19 protein-coding genes are annotated in these 15,334 nt (G+C 64.7%); 11 read left to right on the top strand and 8 right to left on the bottom strand.

Annotation, left to right across the window (positions count from 1 at the left end; genetic code table 11):
- Positions 1–213 precede the first annotated feature (213 nt).
- Genes HTS88_RS12335 through HTS88_RS12325 form a run of 3 tightly spaced genes read right to left on the bottom strand, consistent with a single transcriptional unit; the run spans position 214 to position 2,868 of the window.
- Entirely contained in the window at positions 214–885 is a 672-nt protein-coding gene (locus tag HTS88_RS12335; protein ID WP_174178754.1) for a helicase associated domain-containing protein, read from the bottom strand.
- Positions 872–1,051, bottom strand: coding sequence for a hypothetical protein (locus HTS88_RS12330; protein ID WP_174178618.1), 180 nt, complete (start codon positions 1,049–1,051; stop codon positions 872–874). The genes HTS88_RS12335 and HTS88_RS12330 overlap by 14 nt, the downstream gene beginning before the upstream one ends.
- Positions 1,052–1,098: 47 nt before the next feature.
- Entirely contained in the window at positions 1,099–2,868 is a 1,770-nt protein-coding gene (locus tag HTS88_RS12325; protein WP_343044952.1) for a peptidoglycan D,D-transpeptidase FtsI family protein, read from the bottom strand.
- Positions 2,869–3,041: 173 nt separating this feature from the next.
- Here HTS88_RS12325 and HTS88_RS12320 point away from each other — a divergent pair, with 173 nt between their 5' ends.
- Together HTS88_RS12320 and HTS88_RS12315 are read left to right on the top strand one after the other, a co-directional pair.
- Positions 3,042–3,977 (top strand): endonuclease NucS domain-containing protein, encoded by a 936-nt coding sequence (locus HTS88_RS12320; protein WP_174178752.1) that lies wholly within the window; start codon positions 3,042–3,044, stop codon positions 3,975–3,977.
- A gap of 190 nt (positions 3,978–4,167) precedes the next feature.
- The gene (locus tag HTS88_RS12315) at positions 4,168–4,311 is read left to right on the top strand and encodes a hypothetical protein (RefSeq protein ID WP_174178750.1); all 144 of its coding nucleotides are present in this window, start codon (positions 4,168–4,170) and stop codon (positions 4,309–4,311) included.
- On the opposite strand, the gene HTS88_RS12310 is transcribed toward HTS88_RS12315, so the two are convergent.
- Genes HTS88_RS12310 through HTS88_RS12300 form a run of 3 tightly spaced genes read right to left on the bottom strand, consistent with a single transcriptional unit; the run spans position 4,308 to position 6,023 of the window.
- Positions 4,308–4,721, bottom strand: a complete 414-nt coding sequence (locus HTS88_RS12310) for an Hpt domain-containing protein (RefSeq protein WP_174178748.1) — start codon at positions 4,719–4,721, stop codon at positions 4,308–4,310. The genes HTS88_RS12315 and HTS88_RS12310 overlap by 4 nt on opposite strands.
- Entirely contained in the window at positions 4,714–5,367 is a 654-nt protein-coding gene (locus tag HTS88_RS12305; RefSeq protein ID WP_174178746.1) for a signal peptidase I, read from the bottom strand. Before HTS88_RS12305 ends, HTS88_RS12310 begins: the two co-directional genes overlap by 8 nt.
- A 47-nt stretch (positions 5,368–5,414) precedes the next feature.
- On the bottom strand, positions 5,415–6,023 hold the full coding sequence (locus tag HTS88_RS12300; RefSeq protein WP_174178744.1) for a TasA family protein: 609 nt from the start codon (positions 6,021–6,023) through the stop codon (positions 5,415–5,417).
- Positions 6,024–6,354: 331 nt separating this feature from the next.
- Here HTS88_RS12300 and HTS88_RS12295 point away from each other — a divergent pair, with 331 nt between their 5' ends.
- The 4 genes from HTS88_RS12295 to HTS88_RS12280 all read left to right on the top strand — a co-directional run bounded on the left by HTS88_RS12295 (position 6,355) and on the right by HTS88_RS12280 (position 10,700).
- A complete protein-coding gene (locus tag HTS88_RS12295) occupies positions 6,355–6,801 on the top strand; it encodes a hypothetical protein (protein ID WP_174178742.1) in 447 nt (148 codons plus the stop codon).
- A gap of 129 nt (positions 6,802–6,930) precedes the next feature.
- Positions 6,931–7,860 (top strand): ABC transporter ATP-binding protein, encoded by a 930-nt coding sequence (locus HTS88_RS12290; RefSeq protein WP_246256253.1) that lies wholly within the window; start codon positions 6,931–6,933, stop codon positions 7,858–7,860.
- Complete coding sequence (locus HTS88_RS12285) at positions 7,860–9,098, top strand: ABC transporter permease (protein ID WP_174178740.1); 1,239 nt, start codon at positions 7,860–7,862, stop codon at positions 9,096–9,098. The genes HTS88_RS12290 and HTS88_RS12285 overlap by 1 nt, the downstream gene beginning before the upstream one ends.
- An 873-nt stretch (positions 9,099–9,971) precedes the next feature.
- The gene (locus HTS88_RS12280) at positions 9,972–10,700 is read left to right on the top strand and encodes a PspA/IM30 family protein (protein ID WP_174178738.1); all 729 of its coding nucleotides are present in this window, start codon (positions 9,972–9,974) and stop codon (positions 10,698–10,700) included.
- Positions 10,701–10,745: 45 nt separating this feature from the next.
- Here HTS88_RS12280 and HTS88_RS12275 read toward each other — a convergent pair whose 3' ends face one another.
- Complete coding sequence (locus tag HTS88_RS12275) at positions 10,746–11,525, bottom strand: DUF6994 family protein (RefSeq protein WP_174178736.1); 780 nt, start codon at positions 11,523–11,525, stop codon at positions 10,746–10,748.
- Between the two features lie 396 nt (positions 11,526–11,921).
- Between HTS88_RS12275 and HTS88_RS12270 the strand changes: the two genes are divergently transcribed.
- The 4 genes from HTS88_RS12270 (at position 11,922) to HTS88_RS12255 (ending at position 14,181) form a co-directional block, all read left to right on the top strand.
- Positions 11,922–12,170 carry a helix-turn-helix domain-containing protein gene (locus HTS88_RS12270; RefSeq protein ID WP_174178734.1) on the top strand — a complete coding sequence of 83 codons (249 nt, stop codon included), beginning with the start codon at positions 11,922–11,924 and terminating at the stop codon, positions 12,168–12,170.
- Positions 12,171–12,288: 118 nt separating this feature from the next.
- On the top strand, positions 12,289–13,026 hold the full coding sequence (locus HTS88_RS12265) for an NYN domain-containing protein (RefSeq protein ID WP_174178732.1): 738 nt from the start codon (positions 12,289–12,291) through the stop codon (positions 13,024–13,026).
- A 78-nt stretch (positions 13,027–13,104) separates the two neighbouring features.
- The gene (locus tag HTS88_RS12260; RefSeq protein ID WP_174178730.1) at positions 13,105–13,626 is read left to right on the top strand and encodes a hypothetical protein; all 522 of its coding nucleotides are present in this window, start codon (positions 13,105–13,107) and stop codon (positions 13,624–13,626) included.
- Positions 13,627–14,181 (top strand): RES domain-containing protein, encoded by a 555-nt coding sequence (locus HTS88_RS12255; RefSeq protein ID WP_174178728.1) that lies wholly within the window; start codon positions 13,627–13,629, stop codon positions 14,179–14,181. It abuts the gene before it with no gap.
- A 14-nt stretch (positions 14,182–14,195) separates the two neighbouring features.
- On the opposite strand, the gene HTS88_RS12250 is transcribed toward HTS88_RS12255, so the two are convergent.
- Positions 14,196–14,366 carry a hypothetical protein gene (locus HTS88_RS12250; RefSeq protein WP_174178726.1) on the bottom strand — a complete coding sequence of 57 codons (171 nt, stop codon included), beginning with the start codon at positions 14,364–14,366 and terminating at the stop codon, positions 14,196–14,198.
- A gap of 329 nt (positions 14,367–14,695) precedes the next feature.
- On the opposite strand from HTS88_RS12250, the gene HTS88_RS12245 reads away from it, so the two are divergent.
- On the top strand, positions 14,696–15,286 hold the full coding sequence (locus tag HTS88_RS12245) for a peroxidase-related enzyme (protein ID WP_174178724.1): 591 nt from the start codon (positions 14,696–14,698) through the stop codon (positions 15,284–15,286).
- Positions 15,287–15,334: the final 48 nt, after the last annotated feature.

Raw genomic sequence — 15,334 nt, 5'->3', positions numbered from 1 at the left:
TGCTGAAGCGGTGGCTATTAGGACCTGCCCGTTCCGGGAGTACGCGGAATCTGTGGCGCCTTATCTGGCGGCGATACACCTTCGGAGGCAAGCCCGCGATTGTCGCATGAAGCAGTGCCATGTGCCGAGCCTCGAAAGGGTGGGCGCAGTGACTGGCAGACACTTGCCCGCCCAGCTGACCAGACAACCGACCGCGGCCAGCGAACAAAAAGCCTATGCCCAGCCAGCGGTTCTCGTCCGTCCACCGCGGTGGCCGCGGCCTTCCCGCCACCCGGGCAGGAGCTCGTCCAGGAGTTTCTCTTTGGCCGGGTTCATCTTGCCGGCTCGCCGGGTCATCCGTTGGCCGTGCAGCCATAAGCCCAGGGTGCGTTCGTGCATGTCATCGGTCTTCTGATGTCGCGGCCAGTCGCCGCCGGCAGCCCGCAGTGCCTGGAGGTCCCTCAGCCGCTGCTGCCAGCGTGTCTCGTCATCGGTCTTACGGGTGGAGGGCCTGTCCCAGCCCTGGATGGCGGCCAGCCCGTCACGGTAGGTGGGGGAGAGGGTCCCGGCGGCTGATTCCTTGCGGCGGTTATTCAGCCAGGCTCCCAGGGCCCGCTCCCTGGCAGTCTTCCCGCCGGATTTGGGCGGCCGGCCTTCGGCCTGGTGGAAGGCGAGGACGTCGGCGAGGTTCCGGAGCCCGGCCTGGGTAAGCCTGGGTGCGGGTGCGGTGAGCGCCGCATGGTGCTGATCCCGGAGGCCGGGGTCAGCCCGTACCGCTGACTGCAGGTGGTAGCGGACGGTGGTCTCGGCTGTGCGGGTGATGGCCGCGATCTTCGATGCCGGGATGCCCTTCCGGTACATAAGCACGAACTCGGGGTGCGGTGCGGCCCTCCTAGACGCCGCCATGGCCGCCGGGTTGGCCCTCAGGTGGGATGGCGCGCCTCATCTCGGCAATCCGCAGCCGCAGGAACGTGATGACCAGGATCAGGACGTAGATGGCCAGGCCGGTCAGGACGGCCATGACGAGGACGTAGAGCACGGCCAGGACGCCGACTTGTGGAGCGTAGTTCACGAGAGGTCCCCCAATGGTTGTGTTCTAATCGAGCCTAGCGCGGGGTCTCAGTACTTCTGGGGCAGGACGACCGGGGCAGTGGTGGACGGCAAGACGTTGAAGGTGGTGAGGACCCGGCTCATGACGTTGTTGAACACCGGTGCCGTCGAGATCCCGTAGATGTCGCCCTGGGGCCGGTGGACGTTGACCATGACGACGTACTGCGGGTCATCCATCGGGGCCATGCCGACAAAGGAGGCGGTGTACCCGTCGAAGCCCCCGCCGTTGTCCGCCACGGCCTCCGCGGTTCCAGTCTTCCCGCCGACCCGGTAGCCGGGCACCTTGATGTCTTTGGCGCCGCCGGCGGTGACGACGCTTTCCAGGATGTCCCGGGTCTTCTGGGCGGTCGATTCGCTCACGGCTCGGCTCCCCGGTTCGGGTGCGACCGGGTGCTCGGTGGCGTCCGGATCAATGTAGGACTCGATCAGCTGGGGCTTGAGCAGGACGCCGTCGTTGGCGATCGCCTGGAACGCCATCGTCGTCTGCAGGGGCGTCTGGGAGACGCCCTGGCCGAAGAGGACAGCGAACTCCTGCCGGCCGTCCCAGTACTCGGGCGGGGCGAGCAGGCCCGAGGACTCACCGGGCAGCGGGATGCCGGTCTTTTCCCCGATGCCGAACTTGCGCAGGTAGTCGTAACGCTGCTGCCTGGTCAGCTTTTGGCCGACCATGACGGTGCCGGTATTCATGGAGGACCCGATGATGCCGGCGAACGTGCGGTGTTCGGTCTCGTGCTCGAAGGAGTCCTTGAAGTACTGCCCGTTCACGGTGTAGCCGGGCGGGACCACCAGGCGCGACTCGGGGGCGATGAGCCCTTCTTCGATGGCGGCGGCCGCGGTGATGGCCTTGTCGGTGGATCCAGGTTCGAGGGCTGCCTGGATGGAGCGGACCCCGCGGGAGGCCACCGCCGTCGCGCCGGGGTCGTTGGGGTCCACGGAGTCTGTCTCGGCCATGGCCCGGACCTTGCCGGTCTTGGCCTCGACGACGATGATGTTCGCCCAGTCCGCGTTCAGGCGTGCCACCTGGTTTTCGATGGCCTGCTGGGCCATGTACTGAAGGTCGGTGTCGATGGTGAGCTTCACGGATCTGCCGTTCACGGCGGGTGTGACCTGCAGGGGCGCGGTGGGGATGATGATGCCGTCCGCACCGATCTGGTAGGTCCTTTCGCCGTCCACCCCGTCGAGGGTGTCATCCATGGTGAGCTCCAACCCGGCTGCCCCGCCCTCGTCGTTGGTGAAGCCGACCAGGCTGCCGGCCACGGCTCCTTGCGGGTAGGAACGTTTCTTCACCGGCCGGGACTCCACGCCGGGGACGGCCAGCTTCATGATGGCCCGTTCCAGGCCCGCGTCGACGGACCGGGCCAGGTAGGTGAACTGCGAATCGCCAGTCAGCAGGTCCCGGACGTCCGGCTCGGGCAGGTCCAGCAGGTCCGCAAGCTGCTGCAGCCCTTCATCCCGGGTGACCCGCGAGACGGTTCCGTCATCGTTCACCCGCCGAAACGTGTCGGTGGAGGTGTTGACGTTGGGGGCGCCCACGATGTCGTAGCGGACGACGCTCTGGGCCAGGATGGTGCCGTTCCTGTCCAGGATCTGGCCCCGTTCGGACGCGAGGACGGAGACCTGGGTCCTTTTGGTGGCCGCCTGGGAGGCGTAGCTCTCCGGGTCGAAACCCTGGACGACGACAACACGGCAGGCCAGCACGACCAGCAGGGCCACCATGAAGCAGAATCCGAACCGGACCCGCCACGTGGCCATCTGGCTGGACGTGTCTAACTTTTGCACCCGACTACGTTAGCGGGACGGCCACCGCCGCAGCGCCCCGCCACCCGAACGCCTTGTGAATGTGAGGCGGCACACGCAGCGCGTGGGTCGCGGCACGGGTCTGCAGCGGCCTCCGCATGGGATACGTTCAGGGAGAGACTGACCGGCCCGCAGGCCACAACACCGGGAGAGCAATGACGACAGCATGGGTGGTCCGCCAGGGCCGCGGCGCACAGTTCGCCAACGAAATGGTTCAGGCCGGGTACCTCGGCGTCGACTTCATCGGGGACTACGACATCAGACCCCACCTGGGCGCGGGAGCGGAGGTCTTCCGCGGGGCCATGAATAGCGTCTACCAGGACATGTATCCGGAGAAGACCCGCGTATCCGTCGGCCTCGCGATGGGCAACCTGTGGGCCGCGTCCGAAGGTATCGCCGACGGCGACCTGGTCTTGGCACCGAAACCGGACCGTACCTACGAGTACGGGATCGTCACCGGCGGCTACGAGTACCACCCCGGCACAGACCTGCCTCACCGCCGGCCCGTCGACTGGAAAGGCTCCATCAACCGGGACGACATGAGCCCCACGTTGGCCTCGACGGCCGCTGTGCCCATGACCGTGTTCCAGCTGGAAGCCCACGCCGCCGAGCTTGCGAGCCTGACTCAGCTCTCGGAGGCGGCCCAGCCCCTCGTGCAGGCGATCTCGTCCGAAGTGCAGGATCAGCTCGCGTTCCAGATGGAGAAGCAGCTCGAGGACTTCCTGGTCCACAACTGGGCCAGCACGTCGCTCGGCCGCGAGTACGACATCTACAGCGAGGACGGACAGCCGGTTGGCCAGCAGTACCCCTCCGATACCGGTCCCATGGACATCCTCGCGATCAGCAAGGACCGCACCCGGCTCCTGGTCGTCGAGCTGAAGCGTGGGCGGGCCAGCGATGCCGTCGTCGGGCAGATCCAGCGCTACATGGGCTTCGTCCAGGAGGCGCTGCTGGAGCCGGGGCAGAGCGTCGAAGGTGTGATCATCGCTCAGGAAGATGACCTGCGGATCCGGCGGGCACTGTCCATGACCAGGAACATCCGGTTCATGAAGTACCGGGTCGAATTCCACCTGGAGCCCGTCGCAGGATAAGGAGTGTGGGGGCCGGCGGCGGCTGGGGCGAATGCACGCGGTCTCAGACGGCATTCTCGCCGCCGGCTCCTGAAACCCAAGGTACGGGCCGGAGCTGGACGCCACCCGAGTAATCGCTACCCGATTCCAGTGGCCAGCATTACGTGGCCGCGGTGGCGGGACTGAGGATTCCCTGGCCTAGACTTTTCGGGTGGAGATTACAGGCACCGTAGAGGACCCCGACGGCGGGCACAGCCGCGTCACTGCCCAGGGCTCAAGCTACGAGGAAGCGAAGGCAGCGCTGGACGCTGCGGTCCCTGAAGGCCATAAGCTCATCGTGATCCGCACGCTTTAGGCGGCCCGGGACGCCCCGAAAGTGTCCTGGAGGCTCTCCAGCCCGAGATCGGCCATCGCCTGTTCAAGAAGGGCGGCGGCGGAGTCCGTCAGCCGGGAGACGATGGCGGTCAGCTTGACGGACTCGGCCCGGGCCATCTCAAAGCAGCCGCCGTGAACCAAGGCCTCCAGGGAATGACAGCTGGCTGCGGCCTGGTGTGCGCCGTTCATGGCAGAGGAAATTTTCAGGCTGAGGATGGCATCCATAGAGGTTTCCGCGTCCTCGCCGGTCAGTCCAACGAGGATGCGCCCCAGCCGGCCCTGAAGCATGACGAGGTAGTCGCTCAGGAACCGCAGGGCGGCGTGAGGGCTGTCCATCTGGTCCGCGAGGTCGAGGGTGGCCCGGGAGTCGATCAGTGGGTGCTCAGGCATTGGTGCCTGTCGGCAGCACCGCGGCCTCTGCCCTGTCCGATTCAGGCTTTTTGTTCCAGATGGAGGCGAGCATGCCGACGACGAGAACTGCCGGCGCCCCGTACATGAGGGTGTTCAGGATGACCGGTTCGCGCAGGGTTCGGATGGCGGCACCGACGTGGGGGATCGTGGCTACGTGCCGGTCGACCGTCGCTGCGCTGATCGTGGCGAGCCACGGGTCGACACCGTTGTTCGCATCGCCCTTGGTCTGTACGGTGATGCTCCCGTCGAGATGGTCAGTCACCTCGACGACCCGGTGGGTTTCCACCCGTTGGTCCTCGACGGGGATGTGGTAGGTGATGATGTCCCCGGTCCTAATCTCAGACGTGGGGACGGGCAAGGTCACGACGACGTCGCCCGGGTTGATCAGCGGCGACATCGAGCCGGTGAGCATGGTCATCGTCTGGTAGCCGAAGATGCGGGGCCCAACGGCAAGGGCGAGGAACCCTGCGAGGGCGACAACGAACAGCGCCGTCGTCACCACCGAGACGGCACGGCGGGCCAGGGTGGCCGCCCGCCCGGAACCGGAAACACTGGCTGCCTGGCCGCGGCGCCGCACCTCACCCGTGACATTGGGGGTTCGGATGGATTTCAGTGCGGTGCTCATGGCTGGCTTTCAGGTCTTGGGGGATCAGGTTCCGGGCAGGCGGAGTCTTACTTGACCGTCTCGGTGCGCTGGGTGCCGGAGAAGGCGAAGCCGATGGTGCTCGAGGCGCCCTGGGCGGTGTTGGGGGCGGACTTCGCCAGCGTGGTCGACACCTTGAGGTAGTCGGTCTTCGCGGCGGTGAGGGCGGTCAGGTTGGCCAGGGCGCGGTTGGCGCCGATGATCGGGGAGGAGGCCAGGACGACGCTCTTGGTTCCAGCGCAGCTGTACGGTGCGGCGGTCCCGGTCCAGGCAACGCTGCAGTTTTCGATGGTCAGCTGCAGGCCGTCGACAGCTTCAGTGGTCAGGGCGGAGGCGGTGGCGCCGGCGTCCGTGGTGAGGGTGACGGCGTTCAGGTCCGAGTCGCCGGTGTTGGCCAGGGTGACGAGCTTCTCGACGGTGTCACCGGGCAGGACGCCTCCGACCGGGACGCTGAGGGTGTTGTTCGCACCGGGCGCGCCGAGGGCGATCTGAACGGTACCGGCGGTAACAGCTGCGTTCGCCGCGGTGCTGGAGGTGAACGCACCGTACGTGCCCATGCCGGCGACGGCTGCCGCGGTGCCGACCAGGGCGACGGAGGCGAGGATCTTGCCGGAGGTGGTTTTCATGCTGATGCCCATTCTGAGTCCTTTGTTTGACGGGCCTACCCCCAGTGGGCCGGCCGAAGAAAGTGGGTCAGGCGCACTGCTTGGCCTGACCTCGGTTTACCTTTCCGGGCCAGACTCAAGGAGGGGCAACACATACGCTCAAGAATCAGTCAAGAATCGGTATCGTCGCAGGTCAGCGCCATTCTGGTGGTCTGGATCACTGGGCGAGGCGCGGGTTTTGATGCCTTCCAGAGCCAGGCTTGAGTCTTTCTTGAGCTTGGTCCGGAAGGGTAGATGAAGGCCGCGCCCGAGAGGCACACGGGACTTCGCCCGGCGCCGCGGCCAGCCACCCGGGAAGGGACCGATGAGGGATTACAGGACAACGCTGCGGCGTGGGCTTATGCCTGCCGCCGCGGCCCTGGCCTGCCTCCTCATCGGCGCACCGGCCGCCCACGCGGTCTTCACCACGAGCTCGACCAGCGCCATGACGGCAAGCGCCCTCGTCCTGGCAGCACCGGCGGGCAACACCGCCAGCACCAGCTGCAGCCCGATCGGCAACAGCGGCAAGCACCGCCTGTCCATCTCGGTCACCAGCCACGGAACCGTACCCAGGGCCACCAACTACGTCCTGCGCGTCAAAGACCCCGCCGGGACCACCCAGGCAATCGTTGACCTGACCCCGGGCGGGTACTTCCAGGCCGGCGCCGCAGCCGGCGGCTGGTGGACTTACTCCATCGAGGCCCAGTACCAGGTCCCGGGATCCACCAATGTCTGGACCAGCACCGCACCCCAGCTCAGCGTCTACTGCTGACCGAGCCCGTCCACCGCTGCCCCCTGACACAGTGGGTCCCCTCAACTGAGGATGCCAGCAGCCGCCTGGCCTCGCCCTACGCATGCCTATGGGCAGGGACCATTCCGGGCGACAGATAGGCTGGGCAGCATGACGTTGGGGGACGCGGCAGAGCCGCTTGTGCACATTCAAAACTTCCGGATGGATTTCGGGGACACCACGGTCATCAAAGACCTGTCCTTCGATGTGAGGGCGGGGGAGACCTTCGGGTTCCTGGGCAGTAACGGATCCGGGAAGACCACCACACTCCGGGCGCTGCTGGGCATCTACCAGCCCACCGCCGGGACCCTGCACATCGGCGGGAAGGTCTTCGAACCCCGGGACGGGGCACGCCTCGGGTACCTGCCGGAGGAGCGCGGCCTGTACAAGAAGGAAGCCGTCCTCGACGTGATGGTCTACTTCGGCCGGCTCAAGGGCCTGTCCAAGACGGCGGCGAAAACCTGGTCGCAGGAGTACCTGGAGCGGGTCGGCCTGGTCGACAAAGCCGCGGTCCGGCTGGATAAGCTCTCCGGCGGCCAGCAGCAGAAAGTCCAGCTCGGCGTGACCATCATGAACGACCCGGAGCTGCTCATCCTGGACGAGCCCACCAAGGGCTTCGACCCGGTGAACCGGCGCCTGCTGATGGACATCATCGAGGAGCAGAAGCTGGCCGGCGCGACCGTCATCATGGTCACCCACCAGATGGAGGAAGTTGAGCGGCTCTGCGACCGGGTCATCCTGCTCAAAGACGGCACTGCCCGCGCCTACGGCACCGTCTCCGAGGTGCAGGAGCAGTTCGGCGGCACCCTCTACCGGGTCACCTTCGAGGGCATCCTGCCCGCCTCGGCACTGTACGACGTCGTCACCAATGCCGGCGGCCGGGCTGAGCTGGCCCCGCGTCTTGGGGCTACCGAGACGGGCGTCCTCCGTGAGCTGGTCGAGGCCGGCGTTGCGGTGCGGTCTTTCACGACCGCGCGGGTCTCCCTGGAGGAGATTTTCATTCAGGTCTACGGCGAACAGCAGATGGCAGAGGTCCAGTAATGGCATTTTCACAGCACAACCTGGGCACCGTCGTCGGGTTCGAATTCACCCGGACCATCAAGAAGAAGGGCTTCGCGATCGCCACCTTGTCGATCCCGGTGCTCCTGGTGCTGCTCTTCGTCCTGATCTACGCCTCCAACTCCAGCACCGAGGCCAGCGCCGACGCCCAGAAGAACGCGTCGCTGTCCTTCACGTACACGGACGCCTCCGGCATCATCCCCGCCGGCATGGCCCAGGCCGCCGGCGGAAAGACCGCCACCGACCCGGACGCGGCCATCGCAGCGGTGAAGGACGGCAGTTCCGAGGCGTACTTCGACTACCCGGCGGACCCTTCCACGGAACCGGTGAAGGTCTACGGCGCCGACAAGGGCATGTTCGAGAACGGCAAGTACGAGGCCGTGGCCGAGCAGCTGCTCAACGCCGCCGCCCAGTCCCAGGTCGCCAACCCGCGCCTGACCGCAGCCCTGTCCGGGGGAGTGGACTTCGACTCCGAAACGTACCGGGACGGGAAGCCCTCCGGCGGCATCGAATCAGTCATCCCGCCGCTGCTGTTCCTGGTCCTGTTCTACGTGGCCATGATCCTGCTCTCCAACCAGATGCTGAACTCCACCCTGGAGGAGAAAGAGAACCGGGTCACCGAGATGATCCTGACAACCCTGAACCCGACCACCCTGATCACCGGCAAGATCATCTCCCTGTTCTCCGTCGGGCTCGTCCAGATGCTCGTCTTCCTGGCCCCGATCGCAGCCGGCTACCTGTTCTTCCGCGACTCCCTGGCCCTGCCGGAGATGGACCTGTCCTCGCTGATCATCGAGCCCGGCCCCATGATCACCGGCGCGCTGCTCCTCCTGGGCGGGTTCACCCTGTTCACCGGTGTGCTCGTGGCCATCGGCGCCATCATGCCCACCGCAAAAGAAGCCGGCACCATCTTCGGCCCACTCATGGCCGCCATGTTCATCCCCTTCTACACGTTCAGCCTCATCATCTCCGACCCGGACTCCGTGATCGTGCAGGTGTTCACGTACTTCCCGCTGACCGCCCCCGTCACCGCCATGCTCCGCAACGGCTTCGGCACCCTCTCCGGCATGGAGGCCACCATCGTGATCGCCGAACTGTTCATCGTCGGGCTCCTCATCCTCCGCCTCGCCGTCCACCTCTTCCGGTACGGGTCCATCGAATACGGCAAGAAGCTCTCCATTGCCGGGACCTTCCGTCGCAAAGAACTCGCCGCCAAATGATGAGCCTTCGAAAGGCGGCAATGGTGGGAATTAGTCGCAGGCGCCCCTGGAAGGGAGCGCTAATATTCAGCGGATTGGTCCTAATGGCTACTGTGGCGGTGATGGTGTTTCTGCCAACACAGCAGGTGCTGCTTGAACTCGGGGCCATGGTCGCGGGCCTGCTCGCAGGTGCAGTCCTCGTCCGTTTTGGCGTGACCAGGCGGTGGATGGGATCCGTCGTTCTCGTGCTGTTCATCGCTGTGTGGGTCGCGCTGGGCGCAGCAGGATATGCCTGGTTTGGAGGGTTCCTCGCGGGAGCTTCCACAGGGGTCGCCTGGGCCGCACGGCTGGAAACCGCCCTAAGCAGCCTGTGGGCGACGCTTGATGAGACTGCTGGGGGAGCGCCCTCATTCTCGTGGCGGCCCTCTGGGCCTGTGCAGATCACGCCATCTACAAGGCATGGGAGTGATTAGGTAGCCATTTGAGAAGCGAGGATGAAGGTATGACTTCAGAAATGCCGACTGCTATCCGGGCCACAGCAACGTGGAAGACTCATCGCTGGTTGAGAAGCCGCTACCGCAGCATTCACTATGACGCGCGCTTCGCCGACGGACGAGAGGAATACGGCGTTGACTTGAACGCCGTGCTTCGGGGAGCCCGCTTCCCCGCGGACTACCGGTCCGCGCGAGATGGTGCCGGCCGGGCATGCCCGGAAGAAGGCGCGGGGGCGTGGGTGGACTATCCCTTCGGCCGGCCGCTCTAGCCGGACGGGTCATCTGGGCGCGGGGCTGCCGACAGGCGGGGGTAGACCGGCACACAGAGGCGCCCTGCATCTGGCCCCTGATGGTGCCGTACACATAAAATTTGAACCCGACGATCGATAGAAAGATCCCCGTGAAGCAGAGTATTTTCGCCCGCGTTGCCCAGCTGGCCAATGCCAACATCAACGCCCTCCTGGACTCCGCCGAAGACCCGCAGAAGATGCTGGACCAGATGGTCCGGGACTACTCGGCCAACATCCGCGAAGCCGAAGCCGCAGTCGCGCAGACCATCGGCAACGTCCGCATGGCCGAAGAGGACTACAGGCGGGCCGTGAACGACGCCAACTCCTGGGGCAGCAAGGCCATTGCCGCCTCCCGGAAAGCTGATGAGTTCCGGGCCGCCGGGAACGGTGTGGACGCCGACAAGTTCGATGCCCTGGCCAGGCTCGCTCTTCAGCGGCAGATGACCGCCGAGTCGACGGCCAAGGGGCAGGAGCCGGGCCTGGCCGCGCAGAACGAGATCGTCGACAAGCTCAAAGGCGGGCTCGACCAGATGAAGGGCAAGCTGCACGAGCTCACCGCCAAGCGCAACGAGCTGGTGGCCCGGTCCCGGACGGCGGCCGCCCAGTCCCAAGTCCATGAGGCGCTCAAGTCTCTCGACGCTGGCGACCCGACATCGGCCATCGGCCGGTACGAGGAGCGCATCCGCCGCCAGGAAGCCACGGTCCGCGGCCAGCAGGAACTCGCCGCCTCATCCCTGGATGCCCAGTTCGCCTCCCTCGAAGACCTCGGTGAGCAGACCGAAGTGGAAGCACGGCTCGCCGCGCTCAAGTCCATGGACCGGAAGGCCATCGACTACTAGGCCGTCGTTAGGGTTTCGCCTTGGGTCCTTTGAGGTCCTGCAACGCTACTGGCGAACCTCAACGTCGGGGCGATTCTTTATGACCCAGTCGGCCATCCGTTCGGTCCGTTTCTTGATGAACGCCAGGATGTTCTCCCGGTACTCGATGTACTCATCTGTTGTAGCCGGGGTTGCGGCACGCTTGAAGTTGTTCGGCCTCAGAAAGTACTCGATCTTCTGGTAGTCGGTGCCGGGCTTTATCAGGTCTTGAAAGTGGAAGAATTCTACGAATCCCTTGAAGGTGCCGAACAGTTCGAAAAAGTCGTCGTAGGCGGTAGTTGCTTTTTCGAGAGGGTGACCGGCTTTCCTTGCGTAGTGGAGCTGGATGCATTCGAGCGTGAGATCCATCCGATCCGCGATGAGTATGTTCCTCCCCCGTACTCTGTTGACGGTGTGGTAGTCCTTGCTTCGAACCGGCCAAATCATCGCACTACCGATGGTGTATGGAGGGTCGAGGTAACGGGCCCGCTGCTCAGGGTTTAGCCCAGCGATGGCCTCGACCAGAGCCCTCGACCTCGGCCTCTTCGTCTTCACCCAGTCTGTGTAGGAGCTGGTGATGGCATCGCTGCCGTAGCAGAATCTGTCGCTATTGGCGTCCGTGAAGATGAGGTACTCAGTCTTGCGAGGTGTCACTTTCGGAGCGAAAATCTGCTCGGATGCGGGAAGCCTTTTGGTCCACAGCAGCTCATGGTCCGCACGCAGGATCTGGCTGTCCCTGTCGGCGTCGGGCTTGGCGGAGGGGGTGTCGGTTTTGTAGTTGTGGGTCGTATCGAAGATTTGTTTCATGATCTACGAGACCTGCGCACCGCGGTTAGCAGCAAGGGCAGCGAGGTCGCGAATCAGCCGCCGCACCTCATGCTCCCGCCCCTTTGGCGTAAGAGCTCCGGCGGCCTGACGCGGCAGTTCCTCTGGTTTCCTCAGCTCTGCTGGCCGTGGCCGTGCCATGCTCGGCTGCATACGGGATTGGATTCCACTCGTGCTCATACGTCCCCCAGACGTAGTCGTTGATGCCTTAAAACACTCTAGGAAGCCAGGAGGGAGCGGGGGAAGGGATTCGGTCAATCCTCGGAATCTCTTGTGTCGATCTTGAGTTGATTCCCCGTGGGGGGGTCCACGGCCGGGCGCGGGCCACAACGGCGACACGACCGAGATCCAAGGCCACACCGCGCATAGGATGAACCGGTGACCGACGAACCAAAGAACCCCCGTAGATTCCTCACGATCGAGCAGGCGGCGGAGGAGCTGAACGTGAAGGCCAGTCTGATCCGGGGGCTCATCAAGACAGGGGAGCTTCGCGGAATCCAGGTCGGGGGAAGGGGCGTGTGGCGCATCGGGGCCAACGACATCGAGGACTACATCACTGAGGCTTATCGGCGCACCGCAGAGAGGATCGCGGCCGGCGAGCTGCAGGATGAGGGCGGGGCGGAGTAGCTGCGCGAGCGAGGAGCTATACCGGGATGACTGGCTGATCCGTATTGAAGGACAAAGATCTTTGCACGGGGTAATCGATAAGTTGACGCGCCTCCGTTTCGGCCGACATCCTCAACGAATGAACTCTGACGAGAAGCACATCGCTCTGCTCATCGATGCTGATAACGCGCCGGCATCTAAGGTTGACGTCATCCTCGCTGAGGTCGCCAAACATGGTGTCGCTAATGTTCGGCGTGCTTACGGTGACTGGAAGAGCCCTCAACTTCAGCAGTGGGAAGCCGTTCTTCACCCCTACGCGATTCGTCCCATGCAGCAGTTCGCCTATAGCGCCGGTAAGAACGCATCCGATATGGCGATGGTGATTGATGCTATGGATCTGCTTCAGTCCGGCTCGGTTGACGGATTCGCCCTGGTGTCCAGCGACGCGGACTTCACTCCACTGGTCATGCGCATCCTGGCGGATGGCTTGAAGGTGTATGGGTTCGGGGAGAGGAAAACGCCGGAACCGTTCGTCAACGCTTGTTCGCTGTTCACCTACGTCGAGGGACTCGGGCAGCCGCCGGTAAGCCCGGAGGCCGCATCGGGAGGTGAGGTCGACTCGAAGAAGCTTCGGAGCGACACCCGCCTTGTGCTGTTGATACGGAACGCCGTCGAAGCAGCCAGTGGGGATGATGGATGGGCGCACCTGTCCTCAGTGGGAGCCCACATCAGCAATCAGGCGTCTTTGGACCCCCGCAACTACGGATACCGAAAGCTAAGCGACCTCATAGAAGGAATCGGTTTGTTTGACCTCAAACGAGAGCAGCTACGGGTGATGGTGCGAGACAGACGCACCGCACTTCGCACAGCGACGTAACGCCGCTGCCCAAGCCCGCCCGCTCTTCGGCTGCCGCCGACCCTACCGCCCAGCCTGCCCAACAGATAGTGTTGGGCTATGGAAAAGCAGCGGAAGGCCGCGGAGCAGACCGTGATCCTGAAGGGTGATGGCCGGGAAACCACGGTCACGATGCGGAACGGTGTCATCCTTCTCCCGAAGGGGTTCAAAGTAACGCCCCGCCGCGTCGTCCGCCGCGGCAAGGCCCCGGCCAAGACGGTCACCGTCAACCTGGCGGGCCTGAAAGACGCCCCGGATTACGGCCCGCGGGCCATCACCCAGCGCCTTGTGAACGCGCTCGGCAACAACGCAGTGGCGGCCCTGCTCGGAGTCAACAAGGACAGGCCCGGCCGGTGGGTCTCCGGGCAGGATGCGCCGAACGAAGAAAACCGGGCGCAGCTCGCCGACCTGGACGCCTTGGTGGGCCACCTGCACAGCGCGTTCACCCCCGCCCAGGCCAGGCTGTGGCTCGAAGGCCAGGACCCCCATCTGGGAGCCCGCCCCATCGACGTGTACCGGCTCGAAGGCGCCGCCCCGGTGATCGAGGCGATCCGGGCCTTCGAACAGGGAGCGTTCGCCTAGGTGGAGTTCTGGCGCGTACTCAACTGGCATCCCGACGCCTCGAACCCGGCGGAGAACGGTCACCCGCTCTACATCTGGCCGCGGCAGGGAGCCGGCAGGGTGGACGACCCCGACCGGGAATACACAGTGCTCTACGTGGGTGACTCAGCTGAAGGTGCGGCGGCGGAAGCGTTCGGCCGGTACCCGGTGTGGACCTCCGACATCCTGGCCCCGCCGCCAGGGACCCCATACGGCACCCGGAAGGCACTGGTGAAGCACGAGGGGGATCCGCCGATCCTGGATCTGGATGACCCGGCGGCGCTGCAGGAATGGTCGCTGCGCCCCAGCAACGTTGTCTCCCGGGACCGGGCCTCCACCCAGCAGTGGGCGCGGTCCATGTTTGAAACCGGAGACTACGCCGGCCTCTCCTGGTGGTCCTTCTATGAGCCCCGCTGGGCCAGCTTCGGGCTCTGGGACATTACCGGCCTGACGGTAGCCGGCGATCCTGAACCACTGACCATGGCCCACGACGCCGTCCAGGATGCAGCTGCACTCATCAGGCGCGTCATCAGCTAGGCGCCCAGACCCGACTAAGCGGCCCTTTCATCGGAGCCCGGCATCTCCGTCCTCTGGGCCGCGCGTCTGACCTGGGATGGCGGCCGGCGCCGGGCTTTGACCACCACAATCAGCAGCGTGACGATGGTGACCGTCCAGGCAATCGCGGCGAGGAACACCAGGCCGATCGCCACTAAGGGGTGCATGCCGAAAGTCCAGGACCGTGCCACTTTGATTCTTGGAAGCAACTCCGCAGCGCCCGAGCACGAAAAAGGTGCGCCCCGTTCACTGAGCGCACCCTTCTCGATTCCCCTTCACACCACCGGATCCCCATCCGATTGGATCTATCATAAGCATGCTTAGCATCGGGTATCAATCCGCCTTCCTGGTCACGACTCCCGGGGATTCCATAAACGGGGGTTTCAGCCATTTACTATGCCTCCGGCAGAAGCCACAATGGGTCCACATCATGACCTCCAGGCTGGGAGAGGTAGTACCGGCTGTCGGCTGCGGCCGACTGATCGAAGGAGTTCCCATGTCGATCCTGCGGATGACGCCTGAAGCCGAGGCGACTGGCCTGGTTGCTGAAATTTACGAGGACGACCGACGGTCGCTTGGATATGTGCCTAGCTACACGAAGGCGCTGAGCTTGAACCCGGAAGCGTACCTGGCCGCCGAATCGCTCCTCAAAGCCGTCAGCAAACCGCTGGGGACACGGTGCTATGAGCTGGTAACGCTGGCTGCCTCCCAAGCTATCGGCTCGACACATTGCAGGTTGGCCCACGGTGAGAAGTCCCTCCGCATCTTCAAGGAAGAGCAACTCCTGGCCATCGCAAGAGACTTTCATAATGCCGACCTGTCCGAGGCTGAAGTAGCGATGATGGACTACGCCGTGAGGGTCTGCACGGACGCGGCCGCCATGACGGACGCAGACACGCAGCGCTTACGCGACCTGGGTTTCAGTGACCGCGAGATCGTTAACATCACGATGACCGCCGCTGCACGAAATTTCATCAGTCGCTCGGTCCTGGCCATGGGCGTCGACCTTGAGGTTCCGCCTGGCATGAGTGAGGAACTGAAGGACGCCCTGCTTGGTCCACTGGCCCCCAACCCGAATGGATCTTAGGTGCTATGGCCCCTGGTGAGCAGTCGTTCGTCGGAGCGGTGGGGAGCC

The sequence above is a fragment of the Pseudarthrobacter oxydans genome, from assembly GCF_013314975.1.
Classification (GTDB): Bacteria; Actinomycetota; Actinomycetes; order Actinomycetales; family Micrococcaceae; genus Arthrobacter; species Arthrobacter oxydans.
This window is presented reverse-complemented; position numbering and strand designations above follow the sequence as displayed.

Bases quoted from the DNA above. Each gene is read 5' to 3' on its own strand.
- HTS88_RS12320 (WP_174178752.1), top strand. From the start codon at position 3,042: ATGACGACAGCATGGGTGGTCCGCCAGGGCCGCGGCGCACAGTTCGCC.
- HTS88_RS12265 (WP_174178732.1), top strand. From the start codon at position 12,289: ATGAACTCTGACGAGAAGCACATCGCTCTGCTCATCGATGCTGATAAC.
- HTS88_RS12250 (WP_174178726.1), bottom strand. From the start codon at position 14,366: ATGCACCCCTTAGTGGCGATCGGCCTGGTGTTCCTCGCCGCGATTGCC.
- HTS88_RS12285 (WP_174178740.1), top strand. From the start codon at position 7,860: ATGGCATTTTCACAGCACAACCTGGGCACCGTCGTCGGGTTCGAATTC.
- HTS88_RS12300 (WP_174178744.1), bottom strand. From the start codon at position 6,023: ATGGGCATCAGCATGAAAACCACCTCCGGCAAGATCCTCGCCTCCGTC.
- HTS88_RS12260 (WP_174178730.1), top strand. From the start codon at position 13,105: ATGGAAAAGCAGCGGAAGGCCGCGGAGCAGACCGTGATCCTGAAGGGT.
- HTS88_RS12335 (WP_174178754.1), bottom strand. From the start codon at position 885: ATGGCGGCGTCTAGGAGGGCCGCACCGCACCCCGAGTTCGTGCTTATG.
- HTS88_RS12275 (WP_174178736.1), bottom strand. From the start codon at position 11,525: ATGAAACAAATCTTCGATACGACCCACAACTACAAAACCGACACCCCC.
- HTS88_RS12310 (WP_174178748.1), bottom strand. From the start codon at position 4,721: ATGCCTGAGCACCCACTGATCGACTCCCGGGCCACCCTCGACCTCGCG.
- HTS88_RS12290 (WP_246256253.1), top strand. From the start codon at position 6,931: ATGACGTTGGGGGACGCGGCAGAGCCGCTTGTGCACATTCAAAACTTC.
- HTS88_RS12305 (WP_174178746.1), bottom strand. From the start codon at position 5,367: ATGAGCACCGCACTGAAATCCATCCGAACCCCCAATGTCACGGGTGAG.
- HTS88_RS12295 (WP_174178742.1), top strand. From the start codon at position 6,355: ATGAGGGATTACAGGACAACGCTGCGGCGTGGGCTTATGCCTGCCGCC.
- HTS88_RS12245 (WP_174178724.1), top strand. From the start codon at position 14,696: ATGTCGATCCTGCGGATGACGCCTGAAGCCGAGGCGACTGGCCTGGTT.